General features: G+C 64.7%; 18 protein-coding genes. 6 read left to right on the top strand and 12 right to left on the bottom strand.

Translation table 11 applies throughout. From position 1 onward, the window contains the following. Nucleotides 1-210: 210 nt before the first annotated feature. The 8 genes from flhB to J5474_RS18990 are packed head-to-tail and all read right to left on the bottom strand — an operon-like array spanning nt 211 to nt 6,494. Nucleotides 211-1,338, bottom strand: coding sequence for a flagellar biosynthesis protein FlhB (flhB, locus tag J5474_RS18955; protein ID WP_209363012.1), 1,128 nt, complete (start codon nt 1,336-1,338; stop codon nt 211-213). A gap of 3 nt (nt 1,339-1,341) precedes the next feature. Then, complete coding sequence (locus J5474_RS18960; protein WP_209363013.1) at nt 1,342-2,097, bottom strand: flagellar biosynthetic protein FliR; 756 nt, start codon at nt 2,095-2,097, stop codon at nt 1,342-1,344. Then, on the bottom strand, nt 2,094-4,178 hold the full coding sequence (gene flhA, locus J5474_RS18965) for a flagellar biosynthesis protein FlhA (RefSeq protein WP_209363014.1): 2,085 nt from the start codon (nt 4,176-4,178) through the stop codon (nt 2,094-2,096). Before flhA ends, J5474_RS18960 begins: the two co-directional genes overlap by 4 nt. Then, the gene (locus J5474_RS18970) at nt 4,178-5,038 is read right to left on the bottom strand and encodes a lytic transglycosylase domain-containing protein (RefSeq protein WP_245216590.1); all 861 of its coding nucleotides are present in this window, start codon (nt 5,036-5,038) and stop codon (nt 4,178-4,180) included. Before J5474_RS18970 ends, flhA begins: the two co-directional genes overlap by 1 nt. Next, a complete protein-coding gene (locus J5474_RS18975) occupies nt 5,038-5,307 on the bottom strand; it encodes a flagellar biosynthetic protein FliQ (protein ID WP_209363015.1) in 270 nt (89 codons plus the stop codon). The genes J5474_RS18970 and J5474_RS18975 overlap by 1 nt, the downstream gene beginning before the upstream one ends. A 17-nt stretch (nt 5,308-5,324) precedes the next feature. Next, on the bottom strand, nt 5,325-5,657 hold the full coding sequence (gene fliE, locus J5474_RS18980; RefSeq protein ID WP_209363016.1) for a flagellar hook-basal body complex protein FliE: 333 nt from the start codon (nt 5,655-5,657) through the stop codon (nt 5,325-5,327). A 13-nt stretch (nt 5,658-5,670) separates the two neighbouring features. Beyond that, on the bottom strand, nt 5,671-6,081 hold the full coding sequence (flgC, locus tag J5474_RS18985) for a flagellar basal body rod protein FlgC (protein WP_209363018.1): 411 nt from the start codon (nt 6,079-6,081) through the stop codon (nt 5,671-5,673). Nucleotides 6,082-6,092: 11 nt separating this feature from the next. After that, the gene (locus J5474_RS18990) at nt 6,093-6,494 is read right to left on the bottom strand and encodes a flagellar basal body rod protein FlgB (RefSeq protein WP_209363020.1); all 402 of its coding nucleotides are present in this window, start codon (nt 6,492-6,494) and stop codon (nt 6,093-6,095) included. Nucleotides 6,495-6,561: 67 nt separating this feature from the next. Between J5474_RS18990 and fliI the strand changes: the two genes are divergently transcribed. Then, nucleotides 6,562-7,899, top strand: coding sequence for a flagellar protein export ATPase FliI (gene fliI, locus J5474_RS18995; protein ID WP_209363022.1), 1,338 nt, complete (start codon nt 6,562-6,564; stop codon nt 7,897-7,899). On the opposite strand, the gene J5474_RS19000 is transcribed toward fliI, so the two are convergent. From J5474_RS19000 to motA, 3 genes are read right to left on the bottom strand one after another with little or no spacing between them, the layout of a single operon-like run. Next, complete coding sequence (locus J5474_RS19000) at nt 7,896-8,330, bottom strand: flagellar export protein FliJ (protein ID WP_209363025.1); 435 nt, start codon at nt 8,328-8,330, stop codon at nt 7,896-7,898. The two genes, fliI and J5474_RS19000, sit on opposite strands and share 4 nt — an antisense overlap. Continuing rightward, a complete protein-coding gene (locus J5474_RS19005) occupies nt 8,320-8,592 on the bottom strand; it encodes a hypothetical protein (RefSeq protein ID WP_209363027.1) in 273 nt (90 codons plus the stop codon). Before J5474_RS19005 ends, J5474_RS19000 begins: the two co-directional genes overlap by 11 nt. Then, nucleotides 8,589-9,455, bottom strand: a complete 867-nt coding sequence (gene motA, locus J5474_RS19010; protein ID WP_209363029.1) for a flagellar motor stator protein MotA — start codon at nt 9,453-9,455, stop codon at nt 8,589-8,591. The genes J5474_RS19005 and motA overlap by 4 nt, the downstream gene beginning before the upstream one ends. Nucleotides 9,456-9,595: 140 nt before the next feature. Here motA and J5474_RS19015 point away from each other — a divergent pair, with 140 nt between their 5' ends. After that, nucleotides 9,596-10,663: a hypothetical protein gene (locus tag J5474_RS19015; protein ID WP_209363031.1), complete on the top strand. Its 1,068-nt coding sequence runs from the start codon at nt 9,596-9,598 to the stop codon at nt 10,661-10,663. A gap of 2 nt (nt 10,664-10,665) precedes the next feature. Here J5474_RS19015 and J5474_RS19020 read toward each other — a convergent pair whose 3' ends face one another. Continuing rightward, entirely contained in the window at nt 10,666-11,343 is a 678-nt protein-coding gene (locus tag J5474_RS19020) for a winged helix-turn-helix domain-containing protein (RefSeq protein ID WP_209363034.1), read from the bottom strand. Nucleotides 11,344-11,495: 152 nt separating this feature from the next. Here J5474_RS19020 and J5474_RS23320 point away from each other — a divergent pair, with 152 nt between their 5' ends. The 4 genes from J5474_RS23320 (at nt 11,496) to J5474_RS19040 (ending at nt 14,302) form a co-directional block, all read left to right on the top strand. Then, entirely contained in the window at nt 11,496-11,753 is a 258-nt protein-coding gene (locus J5474_RS23320) for a MucR family transcriptional regulator (protein WP_425342902.1), read from the top strand. Nucleotides 11,754-11,816: 63 nt separating this feature from the next. Beyond that, a complete protein-coding gene (locus J5474_RS19030) occupies nt 11,817-12,230 on the top strand; it encodes a Ros/MucR family transcriptional regulator (protein WP_209363038.1) in 414 nt (137 codons plus the stop codon). Nucleotides 12,231-12,239: 9 nt separating this feature from the next. Continuing rightward, complete coding sequence (locus J5474_RS19035; protein ID WP_209363040.1) at nt 12,240-13,217, top strand: flagellar motor protein MotB; 978 nt, start codon at nt 12,240-12,242, stop codon at nt 13,215-13,217. A gap of 326 nt (nt 13,218-13,543) precedes the next feature. Then, complete coding sequence (locus tag J5474_RS19040) at nt 13,544-14,302, top strand: hypothetical protein (protein ID WP_209363042.1); 759 nt, start codon at nt 13,544-13,546, stop codon at nt 14,300-14,302. Nucleotides 14,303-14,424 lie beyond the last annotated feature (122 nt).

The following is a 14,424-nucleotide window of genomic DNA, read 5'->3' on the forward strand; positions in this document are numbered from 1 at the left end:
GCGGGGGCCACCCGCGCCATGACCTGCCAGAGGAAGCGCGCTGTACCACCGCTTCCCGCGCGCCTTTACCTGCCTTTTATCTGCATTGGGCGGTCCTGCTGAGGGTGGTCCTGCTGAAATGGGCAGGCGGCTTTGACGAAGACGCTGGTGCTCAGGTCAGGCACCAAAGCAGCATGACGCGCGGAAACTGCGGGAACCGTCAGCGCGACGTCAGTGAGTGTCGCGCAGGCTGGAGCCCTCGGGCGGCGGGCGGCGTACGTTCCTTTGCAGATCGAGGACGTAGCCGATAATGGCGGCGACCGCCTCCCAATGCTCCAGCGGGATCTCGCGGTCGAGTTCGGCCACGTCATAAAGCGCGCGGGCGAGGGGGCGGTTCTCCACGATGGGAATTTCGGATTCGCGGGCCAGCTCGCGGATGCGGGCAGCCATGCGGTCGGCGCCCTTGGCGACGCAGATCGGGGCCAGATCGACACCGTTTTCGTATTTCAGCGCCACGGCGTAATGCGTCGGGTTGGTGAGGATGACCGTGGCGCGCGGCACCGCGGCGGCCATCCGCTGACGCGCGCGCTGGCGGCGCAGGCTCATGCGCTTTGCCCTGATCTGCGGGTCGCCCTCGGTGTCCTTCATCTCGTCCTTGACTTCCTGCTGGGTCATGCGCTGCTTGCGGCGGTGGTCGAAGCGTTTCCACAGGATGTCCGCCCCGGCCACGGTGACCACCAGCGCCAGCACCACCATCAGCATCCCCGCCGCCGCGTCGCGGGTGAAGGCGATCAGCCGTTCGGGCAGGACGCCCTGTGTCTGCCAGATCTGGGTGACGGCGCGGCGGGTGACAAAGAAGGCGATCACGCCGATCACCAGCACCTTTGTCATGCTCTTGACGAATTCAACGAGGTTCGAGGCCGAAAACATCCGCTTCAGTCCGGCGAAGGGCGAGATCTTTGACAGCTTGGGGCGGATGCGTTCGGCGGCGACGACGATTTCCCCTTGGAGCAGTACTCCGGCCACTGCGCCCAGCACCATCAGCAGAAGAAGCGGCGCGAGTAGCAGCGTCACCCCTTGCAGCAGCGCGCCGGTCACGTCGCCCAGATCGCCCATTCCGGCGGAATCGCTGCCGACGGTGAATCGCCCGGCACCTTCGAGCGTTCGGCGCAGAACGCCCGCAAGTTGCGCAGAGACGGAGGGCAGAACGAAGCTCGCGATGACAAAGAGGGAGAGTACCGTCATGACGTTGCCGGCCTCGCGCGATGAGGCGACGTCACCCTTTTCGCGGGCACGGCGAAGTTTGCGCTCTGTCGGCTCCTCGGTTTTGGAGCTCTGGTCCTGATCGTCCTCCGCCATTGTCTAGAACACCAGAAGGCCCAGCCATTGTGCCAGGCGTTCGGCGAATTCGCGCAGCATGACCGGGGTGGCCATGGCAAGCACCAGCAGGCCCGCGGCGATCAGCACGGGGGCGGCGACAAAGAACACCGGCAGCGCGGGCATCATGCGCGCCGCCAGTCCCATCCCGAGGTTTGCAAGCAGCCCCATCACGTAGAAGGGCGCGGCGATCGACAGCCCGAGGTAGAAGCTTTGCCCGGCAGCGCGGATCATCTGCTGCGCAAGATCGCCGGGCATGATCCGCCCCGGTGGGAAGACGTCATAGCCAAGAAGAAGCGCGTCGATGATGAGGTGGTGCAGATCGGTGGCGAAGATGACCGCCAGTCCGCCCAGCGTCAGCCCGGTCGAGATCATCGTACCGCCCTGAAAGGACCCGAGCTGCGAGGAGAAGGCATTCGACAGGCCGATGGTCAAGCCGATCTGATCGCCGACGAATTGCAGCGTGCTCAGCAGGATACGCGCAGTCATGCCGAACCAGATGCCCAGCGTGATCTCGATCGCGAAGCTGCCGATCAGTTTCGCCGGGTCACTCAGTGACAGCGGCCCGATCGGCACCAGCGGATAGAGCGCCAGCGACAAGAGGATCGCGAAAGCCAGCCGGTGCCGGACGGGCACAAAACTTTCGCCAAATGCGGGAACGAACATAAGCGCCGCGCCGATGCGGGCAAAGACCATCGCGACGCCGAGGAATTCGACCGTCAGGAGCGCGGCGAGGTTCATTGCCCGATGGTTGCGACGGTGCGCAGCGCGGCCTTGCGGTGGACCTCGTTGTGCGACAGCACGACGGTCATCGGGCTGACGCGTTCCAGCATGGAGCGCACGAAGCTGCGCACCTCCGGGCTGACCAGCAGCGCGGGCCATTTGTCCTGCTCTGCGAATTTCTGGATTTCGCGGCGGGTCTGCAGGACGAATTCCTGCACCCGCTGGGGCGACATGACAAAGTTGCGCTCGTCGCCGCTGACACGCAGCGCTTCGAGGAATTCCTTTTCCCATGTCGCGCTCATGGAGATGACGGGGATGAAACCCGAGCCGTCCGCCAGAGACTTGCAGATCTGGTTGGAGAGGCGGCGGCGCACGCCCTCGGTGATCTCGGTGACGTTGGAGGTGTTGCGCTTGGTCTCGGCGATGGCCTCGATGATGATTGGCAGGTTGCGGATGGAAACGCGTTCCGCCAGCAGCATTTGCAACACCTGCTGGATCAGAACCATCGGCGCATTGCCGGGGATTTCCTGCGCCAGCTTCTGATACTCGCGGTCCAGTCCCTCGATCAGCGCCTGCGTCGCGCCGTAGGTCATGAGTTCGGGCAGGTGATCCTTCACCACCTCCGTCAGGTGGGTGATGATGACGCTTTCCGGGTCGACCACGGTCAGGCCGAGCGCCTCGGCGCGGGGGCCGTCCTTCGCGTCGATCCACAGCGCTTCGAGGCCGAAGGTGGGGTCATGGCCGCGTTCGCCGGGGATCGGACAGTCGCCGGGGTTCACCACCATGAGACCCTGCGGCCGGATCTGACCCTGCGCCACCTCCACGCCCTGTACCACCAGTGCGTAGCTTTGGGCGTCCAGCATCGGGTCGTCCTTGATCCGCACGGAGGGCAGGACAAAGCCGAATTCGCGGGCAAAAAGGTTGCGCAGGCTGCGGATCTTGCCCGTCAGCGCGGCGTCGCTGCTGGAAATCAGCGGGACCAGCGTCTGCCCCAGATCGAGCCGGATGGTGTCGAGCTTCAGCGTGTCCTTGATGTCGTCCTCGGCGGGGGCGGCTTCGGCCTTCTGACGGGCGGCCTCCGCCTGCTGGGCGCTGGACTTGTCGGCGGCGATCCTGCGGTTCACCATCACGCCCAGAAAGACCATCAGGCCCGCCAGTGCGCCAAAGACGAAACTGGGGAAACCCGGCAGCAGGCCGATGCCGAAAAGCAGCGCCGCCGCCATGTAAAGCGCCTTGGGGAAGCGGGACAGCTGACCAAGAACGGCCTCGTTGGTGGCACCCTCGGTGCCGCCCTTGGTGACGATGAGGCCCGCCGCGAGCGAAACGATCAGCGCCGGAACCTGCGTCACCAGCCCGTCGCCGATGGTCAGCACGGTGTAGAAATTCGCGGCTTCAGACAGCGAAAGGTCATGCTGCGCTACGCCGATCAGAATACCACCAATAACATTGATGAGCGTGATGATGATGCCCGCCACCGCGTCGCCGCGCACGAACTTCGACGCACCGTCCATCGCGCCGTAAAAGCCGCTTTCGCCCTCCAGTTCCTTGCGGCGGGCGCGCGCCTGGTTTTCGTCGATCATGCCCGCGCCGAGGTCGGCGTCGATGGCCATCTGCTTGCCGGGCATGGAATCGAGCGAGAAGCGCGCGGTGACTTCGGCGATGCGGGTCGAGCCCTTGGTGATGACGACGAAGTTGATCACCACGAGAATGGCAAAGACGACCACCCCGATGATGAAGTTGCCCGACACGATGAATCGCGAGAAACCTTCGATCACGCCGCCAGCGGCACCGGGGCCGGTGTGGCCCTCCGACAGGATCAGCCGGGTGGAGGCGACGTTGAGCGAGAGTCGCAGCATGGTCACGACCAGCAGCAGCGTCGGGAAGCTGTTGAAGTCGAGCGGTTTCGGAATCCACAACGCGACCATCAGGATCAGCACCGACAGCGACAGGGAGACCGCCAGACCGAAGTCGAGGATCACCGGCGGCAGCGGCACGAAGAGCACCGCCAGCACCAGGGTCACACCGATGGCAAAGCCGACGTCCCGGTTGGCCATGCCGCGGCCCAGCAGGCCGGAAGAAGAAGGCTCGGTCGCGGACATCAGAACATCTTTCGGAAGGCGGGCAGGAGCGGGGCGATGACTTCGCGTCCGTACAGGCTGCGAGCGCCTTCCTCGGCGGCGCCGCTGCGGCGGGTGATTTCGGAGGTCCAGAAGTGGCTGGCGGGCAGGGCGGGCGGCTGGGGCCGCGCGTCCTGGGTCGAAAGATGCGGCATGCGGCCCGTGGTGTTTCCACCCCCGCTCGCGGCGGCCAGTTCGCGGAAGGTGTCGAGCCGGTCGTTGGCGATCTGGAGGTTGCCCTTGAGGCGATCGAGGTAGGCGGTCTGATATTGCTCGGTGCCTGAATGATAACGCGTGGCGGCGGTGGTCCAGTCCCCGGTCCGGCTGTGGAGCCGGGTCAGGAACCGCGCCGCGTAATCCACGTTGCGGGCCGGGTCAAAGCCCTGTTCCGGGGTCACGAAGGCCTCCGGGTGCCAGCGCAGATTGATCTGCATACAGCCCACGTCGACCGATTCGACGCCCACATCGAGTTGCGCCCGTACCCAGTCCGAAGCCGCGTCGGCATCGGGGAAATAGCGCCCGTCGCCCTCGGCGTTGGCGGCGTAGGGCCAGACGGTCAGTTCGCCCTTGTGCATGATCCCGGCCTCCTGCAGTCCGATGGCCAGCAGCAGGTTGCCGGGGATGCGGTAGCGCAGTTGAGCGTGCAGGATCTCGCGGATGCAGGCGCCGCTGGCGTCGCCGGAGGCGGGCCGGGGCGTCTGCAGGGGTTCGGCAAGCGCGGCCTCGGTGCGGGGAGCGGGGCGGTAGAAATCGGCCCATTCCGCCTGTCCGGGCCGTGTCCCGGCCAGCAGGGCGGGCAACGCCAGTGCAAGCAGTCCGACCCGGCGCAGCAAGGCTACCATTACAGGCCCCCGTTCATCATCATGTCAAAGGCCTGGTCCGAAAGCGATTTCACGACCGTGTACATCAATGGCATGAAGACCAGCAGGCCGATGAATATGGCCACGATCTTTGGCACGAATGTCAGGGTCATTTCCTGGATCTGGGTCAGCGCCTGAAACAGAGCGATGGCCAGACCGACGACAAGCGCGATCGCCATGATCGGCCCGGCCGCATAGAGCACCGCAAGCAGGGCGTCGGACAGGACTGCGTAGGTATCGCTCTCGTTCACTGCCCGCCTCCTGCGCGTCAGATCGGCATTCGGGTGATTTCCTGGTAGGCTTCGACCAACTTGTCGCGAACCGAAACAGCCACCCGCACGGTGGAGTCCAGTTCCAGCGTCGCCTCGACCACGGCCTGCGTGCTGGCGGAGCCGGTGAGCCCGCCCTTGGCTGTGGCCTCGGCCTCGCGCATGGATGCCGCCGCATCATGCCCGGCGCGTGCGAGCATATCGCCAAAGCTGGTGTTCTGCGTCTCTTCGGCGGTCGGCGGCACTTGCAGTGACGACATCTCGCGCGACGCACGATAGGCGCCCGAGGCCTGATTGACAGAGAGCAGGGAGGTGGTGAGGGGATCAGCCATGCCGGATCACGTCCTATTTGAGCAGATCGAGCAACTGCGAACGCATTCCGCGTGCGGTTTCGAACATGTTGAGGTTGGCCTGATAGCTGCGCGATGCTTCGCGCATGTTGCTCATTTCCAGAATGGTCGAGACATTGGGCATCTTGACGAAGCCTTCGCCATCGGCGGCCGGGTGCGACGGGTCGTAGCGCAGTTCGAACCGGGAGGTGTCATAAGACACGCTTTCGACCTCGACCATGGAGGCGCCCGAATCGCGGTCCACGACTTCCTGAAAGGACACCATCTTGCGGCGGTAGGGATCTTCGCCCGCTGCGGTGCCGGTGGAATTGGCGTTGGCGACGTTCTCGGAGACGATCTTCAAACGCTGGCCCTCGGCGCGCATGCCGCTGGCGGCGACGGAGAGAACTGATTTCAGGGGATCCATGGTATTTCCCTTCAGCGCGTGCCGGTGGCGGCGATGGTCAGCAGGGCGTGGCCCTTGCGATAAAGCTCGGCCGCGAGCCGGTAGCTGCCTGCGACGTCGGCGGCGGCCATGGTCTGCTGTTCCAATTGTACGGTATTGCCGCTTATGCTCGATTCCGGCGCGTCGCGGTCGATGTCGACGCGGACGCCCTCTGGCGTGGCCTGATCGCCGGTAATGTGCTGAGCGCTGGTCACGGCCAGTCCTTGCCGGGGTGCGTTCTTTTGCACCATTTCATCGAACGCGCTGATTTCCTTCGCCTTGTAATTCGCCGTGTCGGCGTTGGCGATGTTCTGCGAAATCACCGATTGTCGCGTGCCCAGCCAGCTCATCCGCTGGGACGCGAGCTGAAAGAATGACATCTCACCAAGCTTCATGAGGCGTTTCCTTTTCCTTGATACAAGGATAACATGATTAAAACACGCACTGCAATGGATAGACGTCATGCATACCGCGTTTTCAGAGCTAACTAGTCTTGCCAGGGGCATGGACAGGGCCAGCGTCGCAGGGGAGGTCGTCTCCGCGCTCGGATTGGTACTGACAGTGTCCGGCCTGCAACGTGCGGTGGGAATCGGGGCGCATTGCACGGTGGAAGGCAGTGGCGGACCGGTGCTGGCCGAAGTCGTCGGCATCGACGCGGCGGGCACGCGGCTTTTGCCTTTCGGCACGTGGGACGGTGTCCGGGTGGGCGACCGGGTGAGCGTGACGCAGGGCGGGGCTGAGTTGCGCCCGGACGATGCGTGGATCGGACGTGTGATGGACGCGCTCGGGCGGCCGCTGGATGGGCAGGGACGCCTACCAGAAGGGGCGGAGCCCCGGGCCTTGCGGGCCGCGCCGCCGCCCGCGTTCCAGCGCCGCCGGGTCGGGCCCCGCCTGTCGACGCAGGTGCGGGTGATGGACGCCTTCACACCGCTTTGCCGGGGGCAGCGCATGGGGGTCTTTGCGGGTTCCGGTGTCGGCAAGTCGACGATGATGGCGATGCTGGCTCGCAATGCGGAGGCTGACGTGATCGTGGTCGGCCTCGTCGGTGAGCGCGGCCGCGAAGTGCAGGATTTCATTCAGGACGATCTGGGCGCGGAGGGGCTGGAGCGTTCGGTCGTTGTGGTCTCCACCGGGGATGAACCACCTTTGATGCGGCGGCAGGCGGCCTGGACAGCGACGGCGGTGGCGGAGCATTTCCGCGATCAGGGCAAACAGGTCCTGTTGCTTGTCGACAGCGTGACGCGCTTTGCTGCCGCGCAGCGGGAAATCGGACTGGCCGGGGGTGAACCGCCGACGGCAAAAGGCTACCCGCCCACCACCTTCACCGAACTGCCGCGCATGATGGAGCGTGCCGGACCCGGCACGGGTGAAAGCGGCGATATTACCGCGCTGTATACCGTGCTTGTGGACGGCGGCGACATGGATGACCCGGTGGCGGATGCGGTGCGGGGGATCATGGACGGGCATATCGTGCTGGACCGCCGTATAGCGGAGCAGGGGCGCTTTCCGGCGGTCAGCCTGCTGCGCTCGATCTCGCGGATGCTGCCGGACTGCCACACGCCGGAGGAGTTTGCGATCTACCGCGCCGCCCGGCGGGCCGCCGCGCGGTATGCCGACATGGAGGAGTTGATCCGCATCGGCGCCTATCGCAAAGGCAGTGATGCGGATGTCGACGCCGCCATACGCCTGAGCGGTCCGCTCGATACGCTGCTGACGCAGGGCAAGCGCGAAGCGACCGCGGCGGGAGAAACCTTCGCCGCGCTCGCGGCCTGCCTCGACGAGGCGGGCATCGCGCCCTAGACCCGGTCGGGCTGGCCCCAGCGCAGGAGCGATATTTCGTCCTGAGCCTTTTCCTCGCGTTTCGCCTTTTCGATGCGTTCTTCGCGCAGACGGGTCTGGTGCAGGATCTCGAAAGTCTTCTGTTCGGCCAGCGCGTCGCGCAGCGCATCCTCTGCGCGCGCCAGTTCGGGGGCGAGCTTCGCAGCCGCCGCGGTGTTGCGGTCTACCTCCTGCCGGATGGAGCGGATAAACCGCCCGAGGTAGGGCGCGCCCTCCAATCCTTCGATGCGGGATTCGCCGGTCAGCCGCCCCAGCAGCGCTTCTTTCTCCGCTTCGAAGGTGCTCATGCGGGCACGGATTTCGCCTACGGCGCGCGCCTTGTCCTCCGTCTCCAGCCGCTTCACGCGGGCCATGATCTCGAGCGCGCGCAGCCTGCGGGGGTCAGTGGCCATTAGAGTGATCGGGTTTCGCAGTGGGCGTCTGCGGATCGCTGTCGGCGGGCGCGCCCGACAGCTTCAGGCGGATTGCGGCGAGCGTGGCGGGGTCGAACCCTGCGCCGGACGGGGGCAGGACGCTGAGTTGCCCGGCCTTGGCCGCAGAGCGGAAGGCGGGGTCCTTGGCTCCGGCGCCATCTTCCGGACCGCTCGCCGCCCGCAAGGCAGAGCCCGGCACGCAGAAGAGCAGGCAAAGGCAGATGAGCCCGCGCCCGGTCATGCTGCGGGCAGTTCTTTTTGCAACGCCTCGACAGCGTAGAAATCCGGCTGCATGCGCGTCGGGATATTGCCCCGGCCGATCTCGACGCAGATGCTGGGCGGGTGATCGGAGACCATCGCAACAAAGACGTCGCGGATCACGTGGTAGAAAATGCCGTCCTCGTCCTCGATCTGCTTCAGTCGACCAGAGATCGGCTGCACCATGCAATAGGCGAGGAATACGCCGAGGAAGGTCCCAACCAGAGCCCCGCCGATCATCGAGCCGAGGATTTCCGGCGGCTGGTCGATGGAGGACATCGTCTTGATCACGCCCAGGACGGCGGCAACGATGCCGATGGCGGGCAGGCCGTCGGCCACCTGCTGGATGGCATTGGCCGATTCCAGCGATTCATGGTGGTGCTTCTTGATCTTGCGCGTGATCACGTCCTCGGTGGCGTACTTGTCCTCGAACTGCATCGACAACATGCGAAAGCTGTCGCGGATGAGGTCGACGGCGAAATGGTCGGCCATGATCTTCGGATAGCGCGAGAAGATCTCGCTGCTCTCGGGCTGCTCGATGTGACCGTCGAGGGCGATGATCCCGCGTGTCTTGTAAAGGCGCGTAAGCTCGAACATCAGATTGAGCAGGTCGGTGTAGTCCTGCCCCTTCCACTTCGGACCCTTCATCACCTTGAGGATGCCTGCGGCGGAACCCTTGATGACATGAAAGCCGTTGGCGATCACGAATGCGCCAAGCGCGGCGCCGATGATCATCATGCCTTCGAAGGGCAGCGCGTGCAGGACAATGTCCATCTTGCCGCCGGACAGCATGAACCCCCCGAAGACGAGGCCGAAAACGAGTAGTAGTCCGAGGATGAGTGTCATGGTCCATGCTCTCCCGTCGTTGCGATGTGGTGCCGGGCGTCCAATCTCTTCTTGTTAGTTCATATGGATATTTGACATCGGTTCAAGTATAAACAAGAATAGATTTCGGACATTCAAGAACAGGCTAGGAAGTTGCTACCGTGAGCGCCGAAAAGCTTGCATATTTCTTCGAGGCCAGCGACCTCGCGACGGTGTTCGGTGACTGGCCGGCAGAGGTCGGGCTTGTGCTGTGTCTCGACGCCGCGGGGGCCTGCGAGATGCTGCTGCATCATGCGGAGGAGGATCGCGAGACGGCCGTTCTGCGCAAGGCGGCGGCCCTGCTGGGTGCCGACAAGGGCGGCTTTGCCGTGGTGCCGGAAATGGCAGGCCACCCCACCAGACGCATCGTTTTTTCCGATCAGCAAAAGCTTTTGGCGCTGGTTGAAAGCGAAGGCGACATCGCCGAACTGGCGGCGGATTTCCTGCTGAACTACCGATTCGAGAAGGAGCGTGCCGCGAAGGCCGCCCTGGCAGAGAAGATCGCGGCCAAGGCTGTCGCTTTGAAACCCGACTCCGGGAAGGGGCGCAAGGCAGAGCCGGTGGTGCAGCCGTTCCGCTGGCGCCCGCGCCTGCATCTGTCGGAACTGCGCTCGACGCCGCCGGTAAAGCGCCGAACCAATGCGATCCCCGAGGGGTACGTCCCGGCCGAGGCGCTATCGGCCGAAGACTGGCAAATCCTCGACGCCGAATTGCGGGTGGATCACCGCGGCGTGCGTCTGCTGCTGGCGCCCGAGCAGGTGACGATAAAGACCGTCACGCGGCTGGTGCAGGAGGTCGGTTTCAGCGAGGAATCGGCGCGTTTCGTTGTTCCGCGCAAGGCGGTGGACGACTGGAAGCCGGGTGAGCCGCTGGTCATCGACATGCCGGAGTCGCGCTTCCCCGACAGCGTGCGGCGCAGGCTTGCCGCGGGCGCACGCGCGGCGGAGGTCACCATCACGGGCCGGGGCGTCTTTGTTACGCCCGGCGTGTTGCTGCCGCCCCCCGCGCCGCAGCCAGAGGCGGGCCCGCGCCGCCGCGGGTTCCTGTCGCCCATGTCGATGGGGATGATCGCCGTTACCATGGTGGGTCTGACCCTGGGTACGATGATCAACGCCGTGGAAATGCCCTCCAACGTACGGACCGAACTGAGCGCCCTGCAGGAACTCGTTCACCGCGCGCGGAACCGATGAGATCAGAGGGGCGGGGGGCGATGCATCGGGGACTGCAGAACGTAACCCTGCGCACGTATGGTGCGAACGTCGCATGTTCCGCCCGCCCGCTCGCGCAGTTTTTGACGGATGCGCGCGATGTGCACGTCAAAGCGTCGGTCGCCGTATTGCCAGTCGGTCTCTCCCAGTTCCTGAGCCAGCGCCGAGCGGGTCACGATTTCGTCGCGGCGGGCGCTGAGGCAGGCAAAGATACGTTCTTCGATCGGGGTCAGGCCCAGCTGCGCCACCCAGGCGGCGCGGAACGGGCTGTTGTCTGCCCGGCTGAGGCGCGCGGCAAGCCGGGCGCGCAGTTCAGCCGGGTTGGGGTTCGCCCGCAGGGCATCGTCGGCCCCTGCGGCAAAGGCTGCCACCGCGCCGTCGCTGCGGTCGCCGTGATCGACGGCAAGGATCACCGCGTCCTCGATCTGGCGCCGCACACTGGCGATCAGAGAGAGCATGGCGTTATCCTGCGCGCCGCGCGCGGAAAGCCCGACGATCATGGCAGACAGCGGTTCTCCCGGGGCGATCAGCGCGCCCACCTCGCTGGGACGGGTCCGTTTGAGCACGCGCGGCAGGCCGGCGCCGCGCATCAGATCGGCCCACTCGTTGCGGAGCGGGGCGTTGCGTTCGACGACAAGGGTAAAGGAAGATCGGGAAGACATGGGCTGCTTGGTGGTCGGGCGCTTCTTGCTTTGGTCGGGCGCGACGTTTTCGGCGCGGGCACCGGCCTGCGCGGGCCTTCGCGGGGGCGCCCTTGGAAAGCTGTAGACATATCCGGCCCTTGCGTCGAGAACAAGTTGGTGAGACCCGGCGTATGAAGAGTATTGTGTTGCGCGTGTTGCGGCGTGTTTGGGCATCCCGGCGGGCGCCGCCCAGTTCCGGCTCCGGTCCGCTGACTTGCCTTGAGACTGGCCAGCGGATGCATCTGATGCGCCGCCATCTGCGCGAAACGCTCGACATGACACCCAAGGATTACCGCACGAAATGGGGACTTTCGGACGACGCCCCCCTCGTTTCCGATGCATACATAGAGCGGCGCAGTGCAGTTCGTGCCATGAAAGACCAAGGATAAGCTTGGGTTTCGTGAAAAGTGCGCTACAATAGGCAAGGTTATACAGCGTCGCGAGGCGGAAGCATGGCAGGTCAGGAAGACACCAGAAGCGCAATCGGACGCATTGTGGCGGCCTATGCTTCGCGCCCCGACGTGGGGCCGGACGATATCGTGCAGCTTTATCACCGCCTGAGTGATGAGCTGACAGGCCCGTCGGCGGTCGCCGCCGACACGGTGGTGCAGGGCCGTCCTGCCCTGTCGCCCGAAAGCGCGGTAACGGAGGATAAGGTCTACTGCCTGTGTTGCGGGCGCGGCTTCAAGATGTTGAAGCGGCATCTGGGTTCCGAACACGGTATGACGGAGGCGGCGTATCGCGCCACCTTTGGCCTGGCGGAGGACGTGCCGCTCGTCGCGCCCAGCTATTCGCGCAAGAAGGCGGCCCACGCCAAGGCGAAGGGGCTGGGCAAATACGACCGCTCTCCGGTGGGTCAGGACTAAGCAGACCCAATGGCCAGTAACGAGCAACCGATCATCATCAAGAGGGTCGAAGAGGACAGCGATCACGGGCATCACGGCGGTGGCTGGAAGGTCGCCTACGCGGACTTCATGACCGCAATGATGGCCTTTTTCTTGCTGCTGTGGATTCTTGCCTCTTCCGACGAAGAGAAACTGCAAGGTCTGGCGGATTACTTCAGCCCCAGCCTGTCGCAATCCCACCGCGCGGGGGACGGGCTTCTGGATGGCACCGTCACGGCGGCGGATGGTGCGATCGACGCCGGCGAGGGCGCGGCAACGCCGGTCAAGGTGCCCACTTTCGGGCAGGAGAACCCGCTCGCGGTCTTCGACAGCCGTCTGCGCGACCAGGCGCCGGAGGTCGTGGTGGAATACGACACCTCCGGGTCTGCCAAGCCGCCTTCGGAGCAATCCGCGCTGGAAGCCGCCCGCGAAGCGCAGGAAGCCACCGAGGCGGCGCAGGCCGAGAGTGAATGGCAGGCGGCCCAGGTGCACCTGCAAAGCGAGATCATGGACAAGGTTGTGGATACCCCCGCGCTGCGTGCCCTGTCCGAAAATCTGCGGTTCGAGCGCACGTCCGAGGGGCTTGAGATCCAGCTGGTCGACCGCTCCGGCAGTTCGATGTTCGACAAGGGCAGTTCGCGGGTCGACGACCTGACACGCGGTCTGCTTTCGGTCATCGCCGACGCGGTGGCCGATCTGCCGAATGACATCATGATTTCCGGCCACACGGATTCCGTGCCCTATTCCGGCGCCACGGCCTACTCCAACTGGGAGCTTTCAGCCGACCGCGCGGCGGCGACCCGGCGGGTTCTGGTGGAGAGCGGCGTGGGCAGCGACCGGATTGCGCGAATCTCCGGCGTGGCGGACACCGATCCGCTGGACCCCGATCAGCCCGACGCGCCCGAAAATCGTCGGATCAGCATCACCATCGCCTATCCTAAAGAGATAGCTGCCCCTGCGGCACAGTAGGTATCTCAGCCCTTTCGGCGCGGTTATCCACAACATTTCGTGGTTTTTATGCAGTCCTGGACTGTATATTGGTGTCTCGTTAACGTTTTGTTAAGAAAACTCAGGGCTTGTGAGCGACGGCGATGGGCGGGCGAACCGGTATTTCCCAGAGAATTTCCCAAGATTCAAAATGGCTTAACCTAAAGCAATCCGATTCGCGTATCTTGGTGCCCTGAGTCAACCTGACCCTCTATATGGTGGCTCGGTTAACATTTGGCCGCTTCCGGCGATCCCTGCGCACCAATAGTGTTCGAGATGGGACGACACAACGCAAGCGAGACCAAGACATGAAGAGCGGAGACGTGCTTTGCCTGATCTGGCAGGACGGTGTGACAGTACCGGACCGTGCCGCACGGGCCCGTTTCGAAACCGCCTTTCACGCCCTGCTGCCTGTGCGCCATGTGGCGTTGAAGGCGGGCGGGGCCTGCAGCAATCCGCTGGCACTCGCCGACTCGCTGGAACTGGCGCCGGCATTGCCGCTGGGCGATGTGCTGGTCGAGGAACTGCCGCTCGATCTTCCGTATGATACGCTGGTCCTGCTGCTGCCGCAGGATGCAGAATGCGAGGCCGAGCAACTGGGCGGTGCTGTCGTCGAAGCGCTGCACCTGATGATCCGCACCGGCGGCCTGCCGATGGAGCGCGAAACAGACGCGCTCTTTGTCTCCGCGCATGTGGCCGCGCGCCGCGCCCGCCACATGGGTGCGCGGGACGCCGGGTTCGACGCCGCGCGGTTCTGCATCGGCATGGCCCGCAGCCTCGGGCGGATCTGGGGCGGTGCGAAGGCGACTGACCCGACAATGTTCACGCGGCCCGATTTCCTCGTTCAGGTTCCCTTCCTGATGCACCTGCGCGCGCTCGATCCATTCTTTACCGCGCCGGACCCCTCGCAGATCCCCGACGCGCTGCTGGACGTCGCGGCGGAGCCGATCTCGCTTTCGGCATGGGTCGCCCGGATGGAGTCCGTCCTGCGTGCGATCTTCGGCGCGCCTGTCCGTGGCCCCGCCCGGGTCCCGAGCAGCTTTCCAAAGGCCTTCAACCCGGACTGATCCACAATTATGTTTATGATGTCGGCGGTTTGTGCTTATCTGATCTTGTAAAGAGCAGATAACAAACAGGCCAACCCGCCATGAGATCAGAGTTAGGACCGGGCCCGGCCCGGTATGGCGCG

Source organism: Sagittula salina (assembly GCF_017813235.1).
In the GTDB taxonomy this organism is placed as follows: Bacteria; Pseudomonadota; Alphaproteobacteria; order Rhodobacterales; family Rhodobacteraceae; genus Sagittula; species Sagittula salina.

What these genes read in the sequence shown, in the direction of transcription:
- J5474_RS19005 (WP_209363027.1), bottom strand. Translation starts at nt 8,592, where the DNA reads ATGACCGGGCGCGGGCTCATCTGCCTTTGCCTGCTCTTCTGCGTGCCG.
- J5474_RS19030 (WP_209363038.1), top strand. Translation starts at nt 11,817, where the DNA reads ATGGCAGGTCAGGAAGACACCAGAAGCGCAATCGGACGCATTGTGGCG.
- J5474_RS18960 (WP_209363013.1), bottom strand. Translation starts at nt 2,097, where the DNA reads ATGAACCTCGCCGCGCTCCTGACGGTCGAATTCCTCGGCGTCGCGATG.
- J5474_RS18970 (WP_245216590.1), bottom strand. Translation starts at nt 5,038, where the DNA reads ATGGTAGCCTTGCTGCGCCGGGTCGGACTGCTTGCACTGGCGTTGCCC.
- J5474_RS19040 (WP_209363042.1), top strand. Translation starts at nt 13,544, where the DNA reads ATGAAGAGCGGAGACGTGCTTTGCCTGATCTGGCAGGACGGTGTGACA.
- J5474_RS23320 (WP_425342902.1), top strand. Translation starts at nt 11,496, where the DNA reads ATGAAGAGTATTGTGTTGCGCGTGTTGCGGCGTGTTTGGGCATCCCGG.
- J5474_RS19000 (WP_209363025.1), bottom strand. Translation starts at nt 8,330, where the DNA reads ATGGCCACTGACCCCCGCAGGCTGCGCGCGCTCGAGATCATGGCCCGC.
- J5474_RS19035 (WP_209363040.1), top strand. Translation starts at nt 12,240, where the DNA reads ATGGCCAGTAACGAGCAACCGATCATCATCAAGAGGGTCGAAGAGGAC.
- motA (WP_209363029.1), bottom strand. Translation starts at nt 9,455, where the DNA reads ATGACACTCATCCTCGGACTACTACTCGTTTTCGGCCTCGTCTTCGGG.
- fliE (WP_209363016.1), bottom strand. Translation starts at nt 5,657, where the DNA reads ATGGCTGATCCCCTCACCACCTCCCTGCTCTCTGTCAATCAGGCCTCG.
- flgC (WP_209363018.1), bottom strand. Translation starts at nt 6,081, where the DNA reads ATGGATCCCCTGAAATCAGTTCTCTCCGTCGCCGCCAGCGGCATGCGC.
- J5474_RS19020 (WP_209363034.1), bottom strand. Translation starts at nt 11,343, where the DNA reads ATGTCTTCCCGATCTTCCTTTACCCTTGTCGTCGAACGCAACGCCCCG.
- fliI (WP_209363022.1), top strand. Translation starts at nt 6,562, where the DNA reads ATGCATACCGCGTTTTCAGAGCTAACTAGTCTTGCCAGGGGCATGGAC.
- J5474_RS18990 (WP_209363020.1), bottom strand. Translation starts at nt 6,494, where the DNA reads ATGAAGCTTGGTGAGATGTCATTCTTTCAGCTCGCGTCCCAGCGGATG.
- flhA (WP_209363014.1), bottom strand. Translation starts at nt 4,178, where the DNA reads ATGTCCGCGACCGAGCCTTCTTCTTCCGGCCTGCTGGGCCGCGGCATG.
- flhB (WP_209363012.1), bottom strand. Translation starts at nt 1,338, where the DNA reads ATGGCGGAGGACGATCAGGACCAGAGCTCCAAAACCGAGGAGCCGACA.